Genomic DNA, 21,012 nt, shown 5'->3' on the forward strand with positions numbered 1-21,012 from the left:
TAAAAGTGTATCTGCGCCATGTTGTTTCCAGTAGGTTCCCGTATAATGGAATAGTATAAAATTCGATGAGGGGAGCGTGCCTGATGAGCCGCAAATTAATGATTGCCCTTTTGTCCGGAGTGACTCTGGCCGCAGCCGCGCTTCCAGGATGCTCAACTCAACCTGAGGCAAGCTCGCAATCCAAACCGGCTGCTTCTGTCCCAAGCAGTACCCCCACCCCTTCACCTGCGACAAATAAAGTGGAGACGACACCACATAAGGAGGAAACGGAGCTGGACACTCTCATTATGAATGCTTCCGTATTAAAGGATATCCGAGGTAAAGTTAAAGCGAATCAGGCGGGTGATTTGCAAGCAGCCATTACCCAATTGCGCAAGGAAGCGGATACAGCCATGAAGGCAGGGCCTTTTTCCGTTGTTAATAAACAAAGCAATCCTCCGAGCGGCGACAAGCACGACTATATGAGTATGGCGCCTTATTGGTGGCCTGATCCCAGCAAACCGGACGGCAAGCCTTACATCCAAAAGGATGGCCAAACGAATCCTGAACGGGGAACGAACAAATACGACGCTACGAGCTTTGGGAATATGGCATCTTCGGTAGAAACGTTGGCGCTGGCCTATTACATAACGGGAAACGAGCCTTACGGAGAGCGGGCAGCCAAACTGCTTCGCACCTGGTTTCTGGATGCGGATACCAAGATGAACCCCAACATGAATTTTGGACAAAGTGTCCCCGGACGGACCGATGGACGCAAGGAAGGTGTGCTCGATTCCAGGCATTTTTTGACGACCTCCGATGCGGTCGCGCTTCTGGCAGGCTCCCCCAATTGGTCGGAGAAAGATACGGAAGCTTATCGAAATTGGGTCAAAGAATATGTAGGATGGCTGAAGGTAAACAAGCTGGCCTTGGAGGAAAAGGCGGCCAAAAATAATCATGGCACGTGGTATGACGCCATTTATACAGGGCTTATGATTTTCAGCGGAGATAAAGATGCCGCGGCAGCGTATTTGCGTGAAACGGTGCCCAAACGAGTGGCCGCACAAATTCAGCCGGACGGAAGCATGCCGCTCGAAATGAGTAGAACCCGTTCCTTTCACTACCCTGTATTTAACCTGGAAGCTTTCTCAATGCTTGCCATTTACGGGAGTAAAGTCGGGTTCGATGCTTGGAATTATACGACAACGGACGGTAAGAGCATTCATCAAGCCTATCAATTCTTGGTGCCTTATTTTAACGGAAAAACATGGGAGCATGAACAAATTAAAGCGGAGAATGAATCTGAATTTGCTTCTTACTTGCGTGAAGCGGCTGTTGTTTACAAGGATAAATCCTATGCGGAAGCCGCGGATAAGACGCTTGGAGCCGCCAAAACCAGCTCGCGCACGAACCTTATTGCTCCTAAGCCAAACTTGCAATAAGATCCACATTTCGTTTTAACAACATGTCCAAGTAGAAGCCTGAATAGGGCCTGCTTGGGCTTTTTGCATGAAAGTACGTTGAATCGCCTACCTATTGCTTAGTCTTCATCATCTCGCACACATACTCGCAGGAGCACAACGCCTTCTGTACGGAGCACCAGGATCTTTTGGCATAATAGATGGGAAGCTCCTGGTCTTTAGCTTGCTGCTTAATGACCTTGGTCAGATTATGGTTAATATAATCAGTGAGCACAAGCACTGCATCGACTTTATCCGGAATTCCTTTACGAACCATCTGGCACTTGCGACCTGACATATGCATGACATCATCAAAACCGATATTGGCAAGCTGCTCCGGCATGTTCCCCAAATGATCGGCACCTACCACTAATATGGACGCCATTGGCTTGCCTCCTTTTCACTTTTTTGTATAGTACGTTCATTCACTTATATATGTGTGAAACTATAGCTAGACGCCCTTGCGCTTTCCTGATTGCAAACCGGTATACGTATACTCTTCTCGCATCCCCCAACAGTAGAAACCGACAAGCACCAAAGATACGAGCACCGCAGGCAACAGCAGGCAAATGATAATTTGCACGATGGATTCTCCTCCTTATCTCCACTGGAAAGATTAGCGTAACATTACTATCGAATGAACAATCAGGAATTGTAAGGATTATGTTCTTCGTAATGGACTTCTTAAGTAGGGTTCAGCTAAACCGGTGTTTCCGGTGTGCTGGAGTCTTATTGCACATAGATGATAATTGTTCTCATTACTTATGACTTAATGATAATGGTTCTCATTATCATTGTCAACATATTCAGGAGGAAATTTCTCAACGATACAAAATCAGGGATTTATGATGCGCCTCCCTTCAGCTCTACTCTTGCCTCCATGTAGTGAAATTCCATTCTCTGTGGTAAAATAAAGGGTATCAACCGAACCATCGGAGACCCCTTGTAATGGCAAGGGGACTTTTTATATCTATCGAGAGAAAGGGCTGTTTCTACATGAATCCAACTATCGATCTTCTCCGTAATCACCGCTCTATCCGGAAATATAAAGAGGTGGCCCTGTCAGAGGAACACATCGAAGCGATCATCACCTCTGCGCAAATGGCTTCCACCTCCAGCAATGTACAAGCCTACAGCATAATCGGTGTTACCGACCCTGAGCTAAAAAGGGAGCTTGCGCAGCTTTCCGGCAACCAAGCCTATATTGAACAGTGCGGACTGTTCCTCGTAATTTGCGCTGACCTGCACAAGCTCAAGGAAGCAACTGAGCATCATGAGCAAACGTTTCATCAAAACACAGAGAGCTTTATCGTTGGCACCGTTGATGCTGCTCTGGCAGCGCAAAATGCCGCCATTGCCGCTGAATCGCTCGGGTATGGCATTTGTTACATCGGGGGTATTCGCAACAAACCCCAGGAGGTTTGCGAGGTGCTTGCTTTACCGGAGCTGGTCTACCCTGTATTCGGCATGTGCGTAGGCGTTCCTGATCAGGAGCCTTCCTATCGTCCGCGGCTTCCTTTGCAAGCTGTCTATCACTCGAACACTTATCAAGCCGACAAAGTAGCTGAAGGCGTGCAGCAATATGACGAAGCGATGTATGAATATTATAAGGAACGCACTGGCGGCAAAACGCTGACGACATGGTCCAAAGGCATAGCGGATAAATATGCGAAACCGGGACGGGCTCATATTCTGCCGTTTCTTGAAGCAAGAGGCTTCCAGCTCAAATAAACGAACCCTAAGGATAGGTAAAAAAGAGCAAGAGTCGGGATAATCGTATCCTCAAGACTCTTGCTCTTTTTGGTTCAGATGGATTGAACATTACACTACTTGTGAACTCGTACGCGTTTCGTGCCTAGCTTCACATTCGCCCCCTAATCTATAGAGAGCTGAATTAACCAGCTACAAACCCCATACGCGCTTCCGATTGCGGGGTATGCCATTGCTGTGTTTTTTCCTTATTCAGCTCGGCCTTCATATCACCGATCAGCTTCTGAATATTCACTTCAGGCTCATAGTGCTTCTGCAATGCTGCCGATACATGCAGCTCGTTGAGCTGTGCGAAGGTAAAACCGTCCGTTAGCTGGGCCGCCCTCTCCGCTTCTTCTGGCCCGATAATCTCGGATAGCTGCTTCAGCGTCAAGTAACGCCGTCTCAGCGCCTCGTCCGGCAGCTTGATTTCATAGGCTCTATCGAAGCGACCTGCGCGATTCATCAAGGCCGGATCTATATGCTCGGGATAGTTGGTCGTGCCGATGAGAAATATGCCTTCCTTTGAAGTTGCTCCATCCAAAGTATTCAAGAAAAAAGAACGCACCTGCTCCGGCATCGAATCGATATCCTCAATGACGAGAACCATCGGCGCCATTTTCACAGCGGATTCGAACGCTTCTTGAATCGTATAGCTGCATGTATGCTCCGTAATTTGCCAATAAGCTACAGGAGCTTCAACACTGCCCGCAATCGACTTGACCAGTGTCGTCTTCCCGTTCCCAGGCTTGCCGTACAACAAGATTCCCCTCTTATACGGAATACGGTACGTTTGGAAAAACTGCCGATCACGCGAAAAAAACTGATCAATCGACCGATAAATATCCTGCTTCAGCGACTCGCTCATAATGACCTCTTCCCGGCTTACGGTCCGTGTGATAGGCTCCCGGTGTTGGTCAAGTCCGTTCCGGTTATCGGTAAAAACCGTCACATGCCGGCGGTCGTTCTCTCTTTGCCGCTGCCGCATGTAAGAGAGAAATCGTCCTAAGCTGAAATCGTCCACAGCAAACAAATATTCCTCGCAAAAAATTCCATTCTGGCGGAATACGGGGATTCGAGCCAATGCAACGCCATAGGACCGATAGGCGAATACATTGTTGCGTGCAGCTGGAAAGATGCGATACCCTGAAATCCCTTGCTGTTCTCCTTGATAGGAGAAAGCCTTGGATTCCACTCGGTCATAAATGACCGCCACATGGTCAATCTCACTGCTTCCCGAGCGGACGTCCTCATCGAGCATATCCCAGATTTCGTTGCCGTAATCATCCTTCACATACATTTGAAACGGTGTTCCATACTGGGTTTCCAGCTCCTGCTGAATGCGATCAATAGCAACAGCTGTGTCAAAATATTTAGGAAGCTCCTGACGCGAGCTTGCTTTCATGCTGATGATAAAGCGCTCGTGATTATGGATGGGATGATTACTATTGCATACATCTCCATTGGGTCTTTTACTAAGTGCGGCTTCATCTCCCGGCTTGTAGCCGTTAGTCCAATCGATCATGCTTACACCCCTTTCACAGCGGCTAGTGGCTTGCATTTCGCCACAACGGAAGCTAATCCAGCTCCCACGACGCTGTCAATAATTTGGTCTACATCTTTGTAGGCTTGAGGCGACTCATCGATGAGGGATTCGAGCATCCGCTGATTTACGACAATCTCATCTTCCTGGCCTACACGCAGCGAGGACTCGAACTGGTCCAGCGTAACGAGCCGTTTCGTCGCACTGCATGACCTAATGCGACCTGCTCCGTGACAGATGGAGTAATAATTGCGCTTGCCTTCAGATCTGCCGACCATAATGTAGGAAGCCGTGCCCATGGACCCCGGAATGAGCGCAGGGTGCCCCGTCTCACGATAAGGAATGGGATTGTCGGGATGCTGCGGCGGAAGCGCACGGGTTGCCCCTTTGCGGTGTACGAACAGCGACTTGCCGTCATGCTGCTCCTCCCAGGCGTAGTTATGCATCAAATCATACAATGTGCTCATTTCAAACTTGGGTCCGAACACTTCCTTCCCTGCCTCGCGTATACCGTATGCGATCAAATGCCGGTTCACTACCGCATAATTCAATGCGGAGTACATCAGATTTACGTAAGCTTGTGCGCTTTCGCTTTCCAGAGGAGCGAACATCAGCTTCGGATCTGATGTGCCGAGCCCGCTGCGGCGCATCGTTTTGAGCATTTCGCTGCTGCAGAACTGATTCACAGCCCCGCCCCAGGCACGCGATCCAGAGTGGATCATGATGACCACCTGTCCGTCGCTGAGTCCCCACTGCTCGGCAATATCGCGATGCTCCTTGTCGATTTCCAGTGCCTGGATCTCGGCAAAATGATTACCATTGCCGAGGGTACCAAGCTGACGGTGAGACCGATGCCATACCATGTCCGGCAGCCGTTCCAAATAAGCTTCGTCGAAGCCGAATTTGCCGCACTCAACCCGCTCCAGCGAAGTTGCCTTACGCGGCGTATAGCCATCCGGTACATACTTTTTCGGAAGGCCGTACAAGCCTTTGCGGATGACATGCTCCAGCCGGATATCGGAGAAATGCCCTCGCGTTTGCTCCTCCACCGGCAAATGCCGCTCAATCGCCTTAACCAGCTTGCGTCGAAGCTTGACGTCGCGAAGCTCATCGCGATGCAAGTTGGTCAAATGCAGCCGCATCCCGCAGCCGATATCGCTGCCAACAATCGACGGGGATACATACCCGTTCTCCGTATCCCATATGGCTGTAGTTCCAATGCAAGTGCCGACGCCTACATGCACGTCTGGCGTGTAGCTCATATACATCGTGTTCGGAATTTGCAGGTTGTTGTTGGCCATGTCGAACACTTTATAATCCAGTCCGGCGAACAGCTGCTCCCCGGCATAGACATGCAGATTTCCAGCTGGGAGCTGCACCTGCCTGTAAAAGCTGTTAATTTGGTTATTACTTGTTTCCATTGTTTATTTATCCTCTCTTCGTTTGCATTCTTGAAAATGAAAATGTAGCATGGTTCGGGCTCTTCCTCCCTCTTTTTCCAAACGACAAAAAACCGTGGTGCTCCACAGAAGCCCACGGTTTAGTTCAAATGCATATATGACTGTACTTATAGCCGAATCATGCCAGTCACGCCACGCGTGCCAGGATTCATCAGTTAAATCAGCTTGCATCAGGCCCGTAGAGGCCAATAATGGAATCGATAGGTTTATTCAGTTGTGTTCTCAGTCTGTTCAGTCGGATCATGATCATTGGCCTCCTTTCACATTCAAGATATGGTTATGATATACGCCATAGGTAAACTTTGTCAACACATAAATAAAAAATATTTATTGGTTATATTAAAACTTTCTATTGATTATTAAACCTTCTTTCGATGCGTCAAATAAGGATACAGCAGTATGAGACCCAAAACATACAATGCAAACGCAAAATAAGCAGGAAGCAAATGGATGAAGTCAGTATACCCAATCGTCCAATGGACGCTAAAGCCAGCCAAAAAGCCAGGTAATCCACCAATCAAAAACGTCCACCATAACCAGCGACGCCCCTGACTTACTCCCCACAGTGCTGCGCCAAGCAGTGCGATCGCATTAGAAAATAACGCTCCCCCAAATCCCGCTCGATCATGCGCAATCAAGGGAATCAGCCGGTCATTTATCTCCGACAGCATCTCAGGAGTAGCACATAAATACTTCAAGTCCTCGGGGACAAACACTCGAGTTATCCCTACCAAGGAAATAACAAGACCTCCTATCGCAAGAGAAAAGCCTAGCACTACCATCATCAGCTGCCCCCACTGGGCTCTCCTCCAAATTCGGTCGTTATACAAATTGGGAGGCTCAAGAGAAGGCTTCTCCGCTCGCCCTCTCATAGAGAGAATAAACATCGGCAGCAGCAGTGCCGCCACCAGAGCATGCAGCGGGTCGAAGTAACCGTAGCCTAAATAGAGAAAGAAGCTGCTGAACCCGATGACACCTGATGTCATGAGCGCCGTCTTCGCCCAATGAGATCCTTGACGCAAACCGTAATAAGCAAACTGAAAATAAAGGATGCCAATGGATATCATCGTTCCGGCTAAAGTAACTCTATCATGAGACATGAAACGCAGCAGCAGCGGGTTCACCTGCATGAGAGTCGGAGGGTCCATCCCGAGAAACAATATGTCATAAGGCAGCATGACCGTGCTCGCCGCTATCAGCCATGCCAGTATGCCACCAAGCACCATCCCTGTACCCAACAAGCACATCCAGCCCCAATTGGACCAAAAAGATGGCTTTTCGGCACATTCTGCTTCATCACATCTATTCTCATCTGTAATCCGCTCGTGGATGACAGCTTCATTGATCCGTTTGGGCAGCCCAGGACCTGCATACACCAAGCCACTGTGAAGCTGAATGTAATCAGCTCCTGCTCTCATTAATTCCAAAGCATCCTGTGGTTCATGAACGCCTCCCGTTGCAATTATCGGTATTTCGGCACCACACAACTGCCTTAATAGAGCTATTTTATCCAGGCTGGGCTGTTTGCCTGCTTTTCCAACGACGGCTGCTTCCTCCGTCTTAAACGTCTCTCCGATTACAATACCGTCCCAATGCTCGATGCGCATTTGCATCAATACTTTAGATAGCAGCTCATGAGGATAATCAAGCGGAACATACAATAGCATCGGCTTGGCTTCATTGCCAACTTCCCGCGCCCCCTCTTTTCCCGCTCGAACAATCCTTTCGAGATGGTCTACTGTCTCTTCCGCTGACCACTGCTCATTCAACGAGTCTATATAAAAAGCGGCCGCATAAGGCCGCAATGCTTCCATAAGCTGCTTCTGCTCCTGCAGTGCTTCATCTGGCATCCACCCTCGACGACTGCTCGTCCTTATCATCAACGGAAGCGAATGTCCCTGCTTACGCTGTAGCTTAAGAACAGTATCCGCAACGCCCACAAATAGATCATCCAGAGGATAGAAGATCGCTTCCTGCTCATCATCACGTTGGATAGACTGATCGCTTGCGGTCGGCTGCATCGTGACAGGTCCGATCTCAATAAAGCCAATACCGAATTGAGCGATTGCCCCGTGCGCAGTACCGTCCGGATCCAAGCTTCCTGACAAACCAACAGGATAAAGCAGCCGTATTCCCGCCAAATGGCTTTCCAGTATAGGTGAAGACTCCATATGCCCAAGCGTACGTATGACCAGACTTCCACCGGGCAATCGGCTCAAAGTTCCCATAGCTTTTAAAGTGAAATCCCTGGCTATCCTTGAAGGCAACCGGAACAGCACAGGGCGAAACAAGGTTTGATAAGACCAATCCGGCATAAGTAAACACTCCAAACCAACATCGTTATGTATAGATAGTCAGCTACATATTCCACAATTTAACACAGGTTTCCTCTATTGCCCATTCCTCATCTTAGGATAAAAATAAGCTAACCCCTCAGCAACGAATTGCTTCTAGAGCTAGCTGAAGACTTTTAACAACGGATATTAGGATATCGAGCAATGACCTAGCATTCAACCTATTCGTTCTCAGCCCTCCACCATCTTTGTACGCCGCACCCAGCCGTTGGCATTTAACAACAAGAGCGCATAAGCCAAAAGCAGCCCGGCCGCTCCCCATGCCATATACCCCAAAGTCATATTACCTGGATTAGCAATACCTATTGCAACAAGAGCCCATACCGTTACAAGCATATAGAACGCATCTTTGTAGCGAAATCCGACCAGAAGACTGAGCAGAGAGGCGACCAAAATCAGCAATACCGTCCAGAACGTTTCGGAGAGTCCGAAGCCGTTCCATCCATTAGCGTATAAAACAACGGAGAAGTTCACTAGGGTAGCAACGGAAACCCAGCCTAAGTAAATACTAAAGGGAACTTGTACCCACCAACGGATAGCATTATCTGACGACCAGCCGTTCTGTCGGGTATTTAGGTAAATGACAGCCAACGATACCAAAAGCCCTAGCATGGCAAATAACGAAGATGTAATATTCAAGCTCTGCCAAACCAAAATCCAGCTAATGTTAAAAAAGCAGCTTACACCGAACCACGGTCCAATCGATCGTATTTCGTCATGTACCCGCTTCGATGGTAAAAATTGAACGACTACAAAACCAAGCAGCAGCGCATAAATAACCCCCCAGATTGCAAAAGCGTACGGTGCCGGCGTTATTTTCACAGGAAACATCGCCGATATTTCCCCTGTCGTCAGCCCTTTGACAGGCTGGGTTTCAGCAAAGCGGTTCACTAGTAGTACTACGACTAGAGCCACAACGTTATACCAGCGAAGCAAGGTCTCGAACATCGAATACACCCTCCTTTTATCTTAAAAAGATGACCACCGGGAACCGACAGCGAATCTCGTCTTATTGGACTACCTGTTACATATGTATGAGTCTTCCTTCGGTTACATGCCAAAGGCTAGTCCTATATGCATAAAAATAACTCCACAAAGTGGGGAGCCTTTAGCTTCGAGGTAGATTCAGGTACTTTACGGGGAGCAACGAAACTTATAATTGATATATGAAAAGCCCCTCACGATGAAGAAATGGCTCTTCTCGCAAGGGGCTTGCATGGATAACATCAAATACCTACGATCACATGACGCACGAAGGTTCCTTTTTTTACAACGCACCTGTCGACTATGGTGAAGCCAGCAAGCGTTATTGCCTCATCGATAACTTCCGTAGCAATAACGACCACTTTGGCCGCCAATCGGCGGGCGCTTTGCAGCATTTCAAGCTGCTCCTCTGCTGGAAGAACGGAGCACAGATTATAAGGAAGATCGATGATAGCCGCATCGTAGTGGCCGGGGTGGGTTCGGATATCGCCTATGGCCACTACATCCGGGAAGCCGAAATGAGTCAGATTGGCCCGCGCTCCTCTTACAGCTAGCGGGTTGATATCGCGTCCGATAATGTCCACTCCCATGGACAGCGCCTCAATCAGCACCGTTCCGATTCCGCAGCACGGGTCGATAGCCTTCTTCCCTGCCGGTTGAGGGATAGCAATATTGGCGACAGCACGCGCTACGCGAGTGCTTAAGGCCGTTGAGTAATTTTGCGGCTTTTGATTGTGACGCAGCCATAAAGCTTCGTTCTTGGTACAGGGGCCCAATACCCATCGTTCGCCTGTGTAAGCAATCCCGTACATCCGGTCAGGCTTGCGCATTTCGGCTTGTCCTCGGATATGGGAGCCAATCTGTCTTTCAACGGATCGCCTAGCGGCATAATCTAGGGAATCACCCGCTTCAACAAAGATAACCTTGAACGTCTCCCCGTTCCGTTGGAGCGATTCGGCTTCTCTTGCGACCTCATCCAAGCTTCCGCCTTCGATGAGGATTTCCAGACGCTGCTTGATAAAAGGGCTTCGGCTAACATCAATGCTGCGTACGCTTTCCAAAAAACCTTTGTGACCTGGGTCAACTTCGAATAATGAACGCAGCTCAAGCAAGCATAGAGGCACCTCGTCCTCATGACAAACGTAGGTGTATAAGTATGATGATGATGGCTTGTCAGCATGATGATCCATGAGTATATAGTCCCGTCCTTGTTTTTTGAAGTACATTGATTGTCTCACGCACATCTCCTGTTGTCCAATGCTCTTGGATTACTCCAGCATGACAACCATGATGACATCAAGGCAGCTCTATCCCATCTTCATATCGACTGACCTCAGTTGATTCCTCTCCTAATCTGCATTCCACCCGATTTTTCCCACATGAAAAACCGCATAGACCCAAGTGGGCTATACGGCTTTATTCGTTTATTTTTTGGCCAAATATTTGCGGATATCAAAGGCTACCGCCGCTACGATAATCAATCCTTTAATAATCAACTGCCAATAAGGGCTGACGCCGATGAAGGTGAGTCCGTAGTTGATAACCCCAAAAATCAGTACGCCGACCAGTACCCCCGGTACCGTTCCGATTCCACCCGCTGTGGAAACCCCGCCGACGACGCATGCTGCAATCGCGTCCAACTCGTACATGTTCCCGTAATTATTCGTCGCACCGCCGGTTCTGGCTGCTTCCAGCACTCCGCCCAAACCATATAAAGCGCCTGCAAATGCATAAATGTACAATAAGTTCCGCTTCACGTTGATACCCGAAACGGTAGCAGCCTGAATGTTGCCGCCGATCGCATACATATTTTTGCCGAGCCTGGTCTTGTTGAAAACGAGCCAAACAATCAGGGCAACAGCAATCGCTATCAAGACGATATAAGGAATCGAATAAGAGCCTCCTGAACCAATATAGCCTGTGCCAATGTTCGTAAAATCTTTGCGCAGTCCGGCAATCGGCTGCGATTCATTCGGCTTTAAGTCAAAATAAATGGAGTTCGCTCCATACACGATAACCATCATTCCCAAAGTAGCAATAAACGGTGGCACGCTAAGCCTTGAGACAATCCAGCCGTTGAGCAGCCCTACAACAAGACCCGCGAGAATGCCGATAACGATCGGCGTCCATAGCGGCAAGTCTGGCATATCGGGAAAAAACCGCCGCGGGTAGTCCGACATTTGCAGCATCGAAGCCGATAGCACCGCAGTTAGACCGACAACACGGCCTGCCGACAAGTCGGTGCCACCGGTGATAAGAATAAACGCCATGCCCAGCGCGATAATCGCTCTAGTGGAGTTTTGCAGCAAAATATCTCGCAATATATCTATGGACAGAAACCTCGGGTCCGATATCGCAATCCCGATAACCAGAACGATCAATACCATGTAGATGGCGTTCTGCGTTACAAAGTTGCCTACATTTTTTGTGTTCATTGTTGATCCTCCTAAGAGTTTTGCCGAAGGCAAAACTTTCTTCGTAAGCAGCTACACCATATATTTAGTAGCCAAGCGCATAATTTCTTCTTCCGTAGCATCCTTGCCCTCGACGATACCGGAGAGTCTGCCTTCGCACATCACCATGATGCGGTCGGACATGCCGAGCAGCTCAGGCATCTCGGAAGAGATCATAATGATGCTTTTACCCTGTTTGGCCAGGTCAGCGATAATGGAATAAATCTCAAACTTTGCTCCGACGTCAATGCCTCGGGTCGGTTCATCCAGCAATAAAATATCCGGCTCGGTCAAGAGCCATCGGGCCAACAGCACCTTCTGCTGATTTCCGCCGGATAAGTTTTTTATCAAGGTTTTAATTGAAGGCGTTTTCACGCGAAGCTGCTCTACGCTTTTTCCTACCTCGTCCCTGATCTTTCGCTCATTTAACAGAAAGAAGGGGTTAATGTATCGATCCAGATTCGCAATCGCCGTGTTCTCCTGAATCGAGAGCACCGGAAAAATACCGGTAACCCGCCGTTCTTCCGTCAAAAGGGCAATTTTGTGCTTTTTAGCATCGATCGGTGCTTTAAACTTAACCGGCTTGCCGTACAGCGCGATCGTCCCTGAGGACACGGCTCTAAGTCCAAACAAAGCCTCCATAAGCTCGGTTCGCTGAGCGCCTACAAGACCGCCAAGACCCAATACTTCCCCTTTGCGCAGCTCGAAGGAGACGCTATGGAACGACTTTTTCACAGGTGAAGTCAGCCCTTCTACCTTCAGCAGCACATCGCCCGGCACACTCGTCCTCTCTGGAAAGCGCTGGCTTAGATCACGGCCTACCATCTTCGTGATGATCAGGTCCGTCGTCAGTTCGGCCGCTCCCCACGTGCCAATGAGCTTGCCATCGCGCATGATCGTAACCTCATCGGAGATGCGAAGAATTTCCTCCATCTTGTGCGAGATGTAAATAATAGCGACGCCTCGGCTTTTTAATTGGTCAATAATTCTGAACAAAGCTTCCACTTCGTTCCCCGTTAAAGAAGAAGTAGGCTCATCCATAATAATGACTTTTGACCGAAACGATACGGCTTTGGCGATTTCAAGCGATTGAAGCTTCGATACGGACATAGAGCCCGCCAATGCATACGGGTTAATATCCATCTCCAAATCCTTAAACAACTGAAGTGTATCCTTGTACATCCTTTTATGATCCACAATTCGGAAAGGCCCCAGACCTTTTTCTGGAAAACGTCCGAGCCATATATTCTCCATCACGTTTCGCTGCGGAATAGGGTGAAGCTCCTGATGAATCATCGATACGCCATGATCCAGCGCATCTTTGGAGTTTTTCAGTTCCACCTTATTGCCGTTCAAGTAGATCTCGCCCCCGTCGGGCTTATATATGCCAAATAAACACTTCATCAACGTCGATTTACCAGCGCCGTTCTCTCCCATTAAGGCATGAACCGTGCCTGGTCTTACTTTTAGCGTTACATTGTCCAGCGCCTTAACGCCGGGAAATTCCTTAGAAATACCATTCATTTCAAGCAAAAATTCATGTTCCGTCATGGTAATGCCCCCTTTGAAAAAAAGAGAAAGCAAGGGTACAACGAAAACAACCATTGCCCCTTGCCCTGTGCAGCGCAAATACTCCTTGCCAAAATCGCAATTATCAATAGAATCGAAAGCTTCTTAACGGATTACTTCGCGTCATTCATGTTTTCTTTTGTAATTTTTTTGTATGGAACCCATACATATTTGCCGTCCGTAATTTCATAACCGGAATTTTCTTTATTTGGCGTTTGGCCTTGCGCCAGCACGTTCGCCAGATTTAAGCGTAGCTTTACCTTGGTTTTTGGCGTCGTTCAAGACAGTTCCAAGAAGGGTGCCGTCTTCAAGCGCTTTCAATGCTGGAGCTGTTGCATCAACACCCACTACAGGAATAAACTTATTGTCCTTGAAATAGCCTTTTGCTTTCAAAGCCTCGATGGCCCCCAGTGCCATGTCATCGTTGTTAGCAAATACGGCTTCGATTTTATCGCCGTGGGAAGCGAGGAATGCAGCCATTTTTTCTTGGCCTTTAACACGGTCCCACATGGCTGTATCTTCTGCCAGCTTCTCTACCTTGATCCCAGCGTCTTCAACAGCTTTGATAGAGAACTTGGTACGCAGTTCTGCGTCCTGGTGGCCTGGCTCGCCTTTTAGCATGACATACTGCAGTACCCCGTCTTTATTTTTATCCGCTTCAGGATGAGCTTTGAAGTAATCTACGATTAGTTGGCCTTCCATTGTACCGGATTGCTCTGCTTTGGCGCCGACGTAGTATACTTTATCCCATTTCTTCATATCGTCCGCCAAAGGCTCACGATTGAAGAATACGACAGGTGTGTTAGCCGCCTTTGCTTTATCGATAATAACGCCTGCCCCTGTCCGGTCTACCGGGTTGATAGCCAACGCGTTAACCTTCTTAGTAATAAATAAGTCCACTTTATCGTTTTGGGTTGGCTGTGAGTTTTGACTGTCGACGATGTCCGCTTGCGCTTTGCCCTCTGCAGCAGCGGAGATCGCGTTGCGAACGCCGGTCATGAACGTATCGTCAAACTTATAAATCGCAACACCGATGACTGGTTTTTTGGCTGCACTGCCTGCATCTGTTTTTGCACCACCGCTTGGTGCTGCTGTATTCCCCCCGCCGCCGCTCGCGCAGCCGGCTGCTGTAGTCATTAATGCCGCTGCAAGCAGCGCGGACATAACCTTTTTCATATCAATGACCTCCGTCTATTTAATGATTTATTCTCTCTTGCTTTCTCATTATCGTTTATGTTTAATCAAATTCACATGCAAAATTCTCATCTGTTCTATTAAAATTCTCATGTATTTCTCGATGGCTATTGTTTCTGAAACATGAAATAAGCCAAGTCAAGCCGCTGCTGCGGCTAGCTGACTTGGCCTATTGCTTCTGATTCTCTGCTGTTAGTTAAATACGACCTAAGTTTGCTTTCTCAGCTAGTAACCACAGGCAGCAGAAATCGTCTTATGATTGGGTCATTGGAGGAATGATAGCTTTTTTCGATTGGAATGCTTTGCCCATTCTAAGCTTCGTATTCTCAATCATTTCATACACGATCGGTACAACGAGCAGGGTAAGCAGCGTCGAAGTGGTCAAGCCTCCAATCACGACGACGGCGAGTCCCTTGGAAATGATCGTCCCCTTGGACAGTCCCAGAGCCAAGGGCATTAATGCAATGATTGTGGCTCCCGCTGTCATAATAATCGGGCGAAGCCGAGTCTGTCCTGCCTCTAGCAGAGCATCACGGACCGTGTAACCGGACTCTCTGAGCTGCTGCACTCGGTCAATGAGAACTATCGCATTGGTAACGACAACACCAATCAGCATCATAAAACCGATTAAGGAAGTAAGATTTAAGGATTCCCCTGTCACCAGCAAGCCGAGCAAGCCTCCAATAGCCGCAAGCGGAAGGGAGAAAAGGATCGCGAACGGTGCACTGGCATTACCAAAAGCAAGCACCATGACCAGATAAACGATGAAGACGGAGGCCCCCATGGCAACAAACATATTGCTGAATTCTTTATCAATATCTTGGGCCGCTCCATTCACTTCGGTATGAACCCCATCCGGCAGCTGAATGGATTTCAGCTCTTCTGCCGCTCTGGCACTAACTCCGCGCTTATCTTTGGAATCAATCTTGGCGTTCACTCTTACAAATTGTTCCTGCATATCGCGCGGAATCGAGGCTGGTCCTTCGACCTGGCGGATCTTAGCTACCTCGTTTAGCTTAACCGTCTGACCGGTCGGGGTTTTGATCAGGAAGCTTCCGATTTTATCAATCGAGTTTTTAAAGCTTGTATCGACCATGATTTTGGTAGCAAATATCATATTATCGAATTTCAAGTCGCCGATTTTTTGCTCAGCTACCCAGGGATGCAAAGACTCGATCATTTGTGCGGAAGACAGGCCATATAGACGAGCCTTACTCTGATCTACGGCAATCTCTACTTCTTTCTTCGTCTCGCTCAAGCTGTCTTCCACATCACGGAATTCAGGAATTTCATTCATCTTGGCTTTCACTAGCCCGGCGGCCTTGATTAGGGAATCCACATCATCCCCTCTAAGCACATAGGAGAAATCAATCCCGCTGCCTCCTCCCCCTCCTCCTATACTGACAACGCTGCCTCTCACTTCAGAACCTTTGGGCAGCATTACCAAGATTTTCTCCTTCATTTCCTTAACCAGTTCTTTGGCATCGGTTCCTTCCGTTGCCGCTGCACTAAATTTGCTTCTATAGTCCACTCGCTCACTGCCCCCTCCGAACCCAACAAACGATTGCACGTAGTCGAAGGCAGGCTCACCGGAAGCATTCCTGGTATCGTGCATCATGGATTCGATTTGCTTTACTATTAGATTGTTGGAGTCCATAGAGGTATCCCGGGGCATCTTGATCGATAAAGAGATCTGCTTATCTGAGTTGCTGCTCGGCATGAACTCAAAAGCCAGAAAAGGAACCGTCCCTGCTATAGCTACAGCAAAAGCAAGGAAGGCAAGCAGCATGCTTTTCTTGCGGTTATTCAGCGCCCATTTCAACACCGACAAATAGGTGGCAGATACTTTACCGGTTTGATGCTCATCATGGTGTTTAATACGCCGGGAACGCAGCACCATCAATTTTGCCAGCATCGGGATGACCGTAACAGCCACTATCAAGGAAGACAGCAGTGCCGCAGAGAGCGTAATGGCGAATGGACGGAACAAGTCTCCAAGCTGCCCGCCGACAAAAGAAATCGGAGCAAACACCCCCACCGTGGTGAGAGTGGAAGACGTGATAGCGGAAGCCACCTGCGCCGTCGCCTTTTTGATAACCGATTCCTCACGCTCCTGAATTTTTACCAGTTCACTGTAAATATTCTCTATAACAACGATGCTATCATCGACAACACGTCCGACAGCAATCGCCATTCCGCCTAGGGTCATAATATTGAGCGTTATGTTAAGAGGAGCCATAATAAGCAGAGTGACCAGTATGGATAAAGGAATCGAAACTAGAACAATCAACGTCATTCGGAAGTTTCTCAAGAAAATAAGAATCATGATGGAGGCTAGAATCGCACCAAGCGCTCCTTCTTTCACCATCCCATGGATCGATTCCTTTACGATATCCGCGTTTTTTTCAATCGACTTGAAGGCAACGCTCGGATACTCCTTCTTCCACTTAGCAATCAAGGCATCGGCATGATCCGAAAATTCCACTGAATTGATTCCATTCGTCTTGTAAAGAATCACACCAATAGCCGGTTGATCGTTCAGCCGCGAGAAGAACTTGGACTCCGTAATCGCTTCTACCTTGGCTAATTGCTTAAGGAGCAGCGTCTGTCCCCCAGCGGTGTTGATCTTTATATTTTCCAGGTTATAGATGGAATTAATATCGCTTTTTACACGAACCATCTGATTGTTGCCGTCCATATCGATTTCCCCTATAGGGCTCGTGCGAAGGGCCGATTGAATACTTTGAGCGACGTCGGAAGGCAGGAGTCCGTAGCTCAGGATCGCGTTGCCGTCTAGTTTCAGCTTCAACACAGCCTCTTGATTACCAATAGAGTCAATATGATCGACTCCTTTGATCGTATTAAAACCAGGCAGGAACACATCCTTGTATAATTTATCCAGCTCCTGCTGGTTCATATTGCCCTCTCCATATACCGCCAATGAGTATTCTGGTATGGAAGCCATACCGTAGGTCATCACTTTCGGCTTCTCCGCTCCCTGAGGGAGCTTGACGTTCGCAATCAGAGCTTCGACATCTACTTTGGCTTTATCCGTATCCTGCCCGTGCTCCAATTCAATTTCAATGGATGAGAAGTTGTCGCTGGAGCTGGACTGCAGGCTCTTAATTCCGTTCAGTCCTGCGACTGCCTTTTCGAGCGGCTTCGTGATTTGCTCCACGATATCCTTGGGAGGAGCCTGATACTGTGTCTGAATAAACACGTAGGGAATACTAACCTCCGGATAAAGCTCTGCCTTTAATTGAGTGGCGGCATAAGTTCCCCCGCCAAATAGCAGCACGATAATGATGATGACGGCCGATATATTCTTCATAGAAAATCGGGTTAATAGGTTCATCTCTCTACTCCTCCAAACCATAATTACTGGCTTAGACGAAATCTTCGCAGCCGCACCTTCAAATCGCGTGGGATTTATTGTAAAAAAATAAAGTTGAAAACAAGACAAAAAAAGGAACCTTCTCTGGCCCCCCCTTTGTCATACCAAAATGAATTCATTTCACAAAAGGAAACAAGAGCTTCTGATTATCAGACCAGAACATATTTTCCTGATCGATAACCTTCGTTCCCGTATCTTTAAATTCCGTGATTTTTTTGCCTTCCATCACATCCACAGCGTATTTGACGCCGAGATAACCCATGCTGAAAGGGTTTTGAATGATCGTAGCCTGAATGACCCCCTCTTGCAAATATTCGATATCCTCAGGTGTATTATCGAAGGTCACTATCTTTACTTTGCCGGCAAGCCCCATTGTATCCGTCTCCGCTGCCACACGGACGGAAGCGGCTGTGTCCAGCGCAACAATGCCATCAATAGAGTTCGGCTCGCTTAGCAGGCGAGCGGTCATTTCATCGCATCGCTTAACCTCCATAGAACAATCCTCTGTCTTGTTCACCTTGATATCCGGGTACTTGGCAACGGCTGCCAGAAGGCCTTGTTCACGCTGTACAGCGTTCCTGCCGCCTTGTCCGAAGCTGATGACGGCAATGCGCCCGCTCTCTCCTGTCAATTGAATCAGCTTCTGGCCCGCCTGTTGACCGGCATCGTAATTATTAATACCGATGAAGCTTCGAACCTTGGAGGAATTAACCTCAGAATCTATTGAGATAACGGGGATTCGCGCGACGGCTACACGATCTACGGCTTCGCCTAAGGCGTTATAGTCATTGGCTGCCAGCACCAACGCATCCATGCCATCCTTAACCGCTTGATCGATAAGCTCGATCTGCCCGTTCACATCCCCCTCGTAATCGGTTCCCGCAACCCTCAGATTCACGCTGAATTCCTTGGCTGCGGCCTCTGCCCCCATTCTGACCGTGTTCCAGTAATCTCCGGATTTCTTTTTCATAATCAGGGTCACGTTCTTGGTCTGTTCCGGAGTTCCTGTTTCTGCAGTTCGTGAGCAAGAGCTAAGCACTGGCAGCAAAAGCAGTAGAACCATACAATATGTTAAGCTGAATCGGATCACAGCTCCTCCTCGCCTCCTTCTTGACGCAGCAGCGGAAGCCAGACCTGTACGGTCGTGCCTTCCTCCTGCAAGCTCTCCACATGAAGACCATATTCATCTCCGAAACTAAGCTTAATTCTCTGCTGCACATTGCGTACCCCTACTCCAGAGCCCTCTTCGGATCGAACCTGACCGGTTGACAACTGCTCTAGCTTCTCAGGCGGAATACCCAGCCCGTTGTCTAGGACCTCGAACAGCAGCTTTCCGTCCCTGATGGAGGCCGATATATGAATGTGCCCTTCGTCCACCATATATTCAATCCCGTGATAGATGGCATTCTCGACCAAGGGCTGCAGCAGCAGCTTTAAGGTTTGGCAAGACAGCGTCTGCTCTTCAGCTGTGATCTCGAAATCAAATTTATTTTTATAGCGGATCTTTTGAATAATTAAGTAGTTCCGGATATGCTCCAGCTCTTCCTGGACCGTAATGATTGTTTTGCCCCGGCTTAGACTGATACGAAAAAACTTGGAAAGCGAAGTAATCATCGTAATGACATCTTCACTTTTGCCGCTTCCGGCCATCCGTACGACCGAATTCAGCGTATTATACAAGAAGTGCGGGTTAATTTGCGACTGCAGTACCTCTAGCTCGCTCTTGCGCTTGGATTCCTGCTCGCGAATGTTCTGATCCATCAGTTGGCGAATTTGCGTCACCATCATGTTGAATCTTCGGGACAGCCGCCCAACCTCATCGTTGCCGGTGGTCGGGATATGGATATTGAAGTCCCCCTGCTCTACCTTGCGCATCGACTTGTCCAGCCGTTTGATCGGCTGAGAGATTTTGGCTGACATGAATGCGGAGATGAGCAACACGAACAGGATAACAAAGAGCAGCAGCCAGCCAATAAAGGTGCCAATCTCTTTTTTCGTTGCAACGATCTCATCCATATAGGATACGCCGATAATTTTCCAGCCGATATTGTTCACCGTTTTGATTGTGATGAGCCGCTTCTCTCCGGTCGATTCGTCCAAATAGCTGCCGTAGGTATATTTCAGCGCCTGCTCGACATTCTCATATTTCAAACCGATAAAAATAAGCTGCTGCTGCGGGTGATAAATGATATTTCCCGCCGACTCGTCGATGATGTAGACATACCCCTTCTTACCGAGGTTCACTCTGCGGAACAATTCATCCATCGTCTTGAAATTGACATCGATCAGCAGCACCGCGTTAATCGTCTCGTTGTTCCGAGTTATTGTGATCCCCTTGCTCATAGAAACGACCCATTTGTATTGGCCTTTATACAAGTTCTGGATGTGCGGCAGCGAAAACGACAAGTGGTTCGGACTTTCCATCGCGGACAAGAACCAGCTTTGCTCGGTCAGCTTCGTGTTTTTCCGCATCTCCGCCATCGGCAGTCCGGTAATCGGCTCCCCCGACTCCGTGAATAAAGCCATAGATACGATATCCTCACGAGTTTCGAATATGGTAGTCAGCTGCTCGGTCAATTGGTCATTCGGAATCGTTTTGCTTGTCCGGATTTTCTGGTCGACCAGCTCGAATACTTCGGTCATTCCTTTTAGATAGACATCCAGATTATAATTGATCTGCTCGACGATTTGCTGATTGCTGAGAAACGTATTTTGCTCTGCCGTATGCGCAAATTTGTTGTATACGAGCACACTGACGATAACCATTACCGTGATAGTAATTAGCGTAAAGGAGGCCGTAATAATAAATTGAATACTCCTTGTCCTCCACATATCCGCCAATGCGCGATTGCGCTTTCGAATCGGCCTCATCA

Annotated in this window: 14 protein-coding genes and 1 pseudogene; 2 read left to right on the forward strand and 13 right to left on the reverse strand. The window is 48.2% G+C overall.

Going from position 1 to position 21,012, the window contains the following annotated elements:
* Nucleotides 1-83 precede the first annotated feature (83 nt).
* Entirely contained in the window at nucleotides 84-1,421 is a 1,338-nt protein-coding gene (locus tag QMA13_RS30530; RefSeq protein WP_282937406.1) for an alginate lyase family protein, read from the forward strand.
* Nucleotides 1,422-1,512: 91 nt separating this feature from the next.
* On the opposite strand, the gene QMA13_RS30535 is transcribed toward QMA13_RS30530, so the two are convergent.
* Complete coding sequence (locus QMA13_RS30535) at nucleotides 1,513-1,824, reverse strand: DUF2325 domain-containing protein (RefSeq protein WP_282937407.1); 312 nt, start codon at nucleotides 1,822-1,824, stop codon at nucleotides 1,513-1,515.
* 66 nt (nucleotides 1,825-1,890) lie between these two features.
* Entirely contained in the window at nucleotides 1,891-2,022 is a 132-nt protein-coding gene (locus QMA13_RS30540) for a hypothetical protein (protein WP_282937408.1), read from the reverse strand.
* Nucleotides 2,023-2,435: 413 nt separating this feature from the next.
* Between QMA13_RS30540 and nfsA the strand changes: the two genes are divergently transcribed.
* On the forward strand, nucleotides 2,436-3,170 hold the full coding sequence (gene nfsA / locus QMA13_RS30545) for an oxygen-insensitive NADPH nitroreductase (protein ID WP_282937409.1): 735 nt from the start codon (nucleotides 2,436-2,438) through the stop codon (nucleotides 3,168-3,170).
* A 163-nt stretch (nucleotides 3,171-3,333) separates the two neighbouring features.
* Here the strand turns inward: nfsA and QMA13_RS30550 are convergent, their stop codons facing one another.
* The 11 genes and pseudogenes from QMA13_RS30550 to QMA13_RS30600 form a co-directional block, all read right to left on the reverse strand.
* Nucleotides 3,334-4,713: an ATP-binding protein gene (locus tag QMA13_RS30550; protein ID WP_282937410.1), complete on the reverse strand. Its 1,380-nt coding sequence runs from the start codon at nucleotides 4,711-4,713 to the stop codon at nucleotides 3,334-3,336.
* 2 nt (nucleotides 4,714-4,715) lie between these two features.
* The gene (locus QMA13_RS30555) at nucleotides 4,716-6,152 is read right to left on the reverse strand and encodes an RtcB family protein (RefSeq protein WP_282937411.1); all 1,437 of its coding nucleotides are present in this window, start codon (nucleotides 6,150-6,152) and stop codon (nucleotides 4,716-4,718) included.
* 398 nt (nucleotides 6,153-6,550) lie between these two features.
* On the reverse strand, nucleotides 6,551-8,506 hold the full coding sequence (locus QMA13_RS30560) for a dihydroorotate dehydrogenase (RefSeq protein ID WP_282937412.1): 1,956 nt from the start codon (nucleotides 8,504-8,506) through the stop codon (nucleotides 6,551-6,553).
* A 210-nt stretch (nucleotides 8,507-8,716) separates the two neighbouring features.
* Nucleotides 8,717-9,493, reverse strand: a complete 777-nt coding sequence (locus tag QMA13_RS30565) for a TspO/MBR family protein (RefSeq protein WP_282937413.1) — start codon at nucleotides 9,491-9,493, stop codon at nucleotides 8,717-8,719.
* 278 nt (nucleotides 9,494-9,771) lie between these two features.
* A complete protein-coding gene (locus QMA13_RS30570) occupies nucleotides 9,772-10,719 on the reverse strand; it encodes a TRM11 family SAM-dependent methyltransferase (protein ID WP_282943650.1) in 948 nt (315 codons plus the stop codon).
* A gap of 234 nt (nucleotides 10,720-10,953) precedes the next feature.
* Nucleotides 10,954-11,964 carry a galactose/methyl galactoside ABC transporter permease MglC gene (gene mglC / locus QMA13_RS30575; RefSeq protein WP_282937414.1) on the reverse strand — a complete coding sequence of 337 codons (1,011 nt, stop codon included), beginning with the start codon at nucleotides 11,962-11,964 and terminating at the stop codon, nucleotides 10,954-10,956.
* A gap of 51 nt (nucleotides 11,965-12,015) precedes the next feature.
* The gene (locus tag QMA13_RS30580) at nucleotides 12,016-13,533 is read right to left on the reverse strand and encodes a sugar ABC transporter ATP-binding protein (RefSeq protein ID WP_282937415.1); all 1,518 of its coding nucleotides are present in this window, start codon (nucleotides 13,531-13,533) and stop codon (nucleotides 12,016-12,018) included.
* 131 nt (nucleotides 13,534-13,664) lie between these two features.
* Nucleotides 13,665-14,727 (reverse strand): annotated as a pseudogene (locus QMA13_RS30585) (galactose ABC transporter substrate-binding protein).
* Between the two features lie 271 nt (nucleotides 14,728-14,998).
* Nucleotides 14,999-18,100 (reverse strand): efflux RND transporter permease subunit, encoded by a 3,102-nt coding sequence (locus QMA13_RS30590; protein ID WP_282937416.1) that lies wholly within the window; start codon nucleotides 18,098-18,100, stop codon nucleotides 14,999-15,001.
* A gap of 154 nt (nucleotides 18,101-18,254) precedes the next feature.
* Nucleotides 18,255-19,202: a substrate-binding domain-containing protein gene (locus QMA13_RS30595; protein ID WP_282937417.1), complete on the reverse strand. Its 948-nt coding sequence runs from the start codon at nucleotides 19,200-19,202 to the stop codon at nucleotides 18,255-18,257.
* 23 nt (nucleotides 19,203-19,225) lie between these two features.
* On the reverse strand, nucleotides 19,226-21,010 hold the full coding sequence (locus QMA13_RS30600) for a sensor histidine kinase (RefSeq protein WP_282937418.1): 1,785 nt from the start codon (nucleotides 21,008-21,010) through the stop codon (nucleotides 19,226-19,228).
* Nucleotides 21,011-21,012: the final 2 nt, after the last annotated feature.

Source organism: Paenibacillus sp. RC67, from assembly GCF_030020805.1.
Taxonomy (GTDB): domain Bacteria; phylum Bacillota; class Bacilli; order Paenibacillales; family NBRC-103111; genus Paenibacillus_S.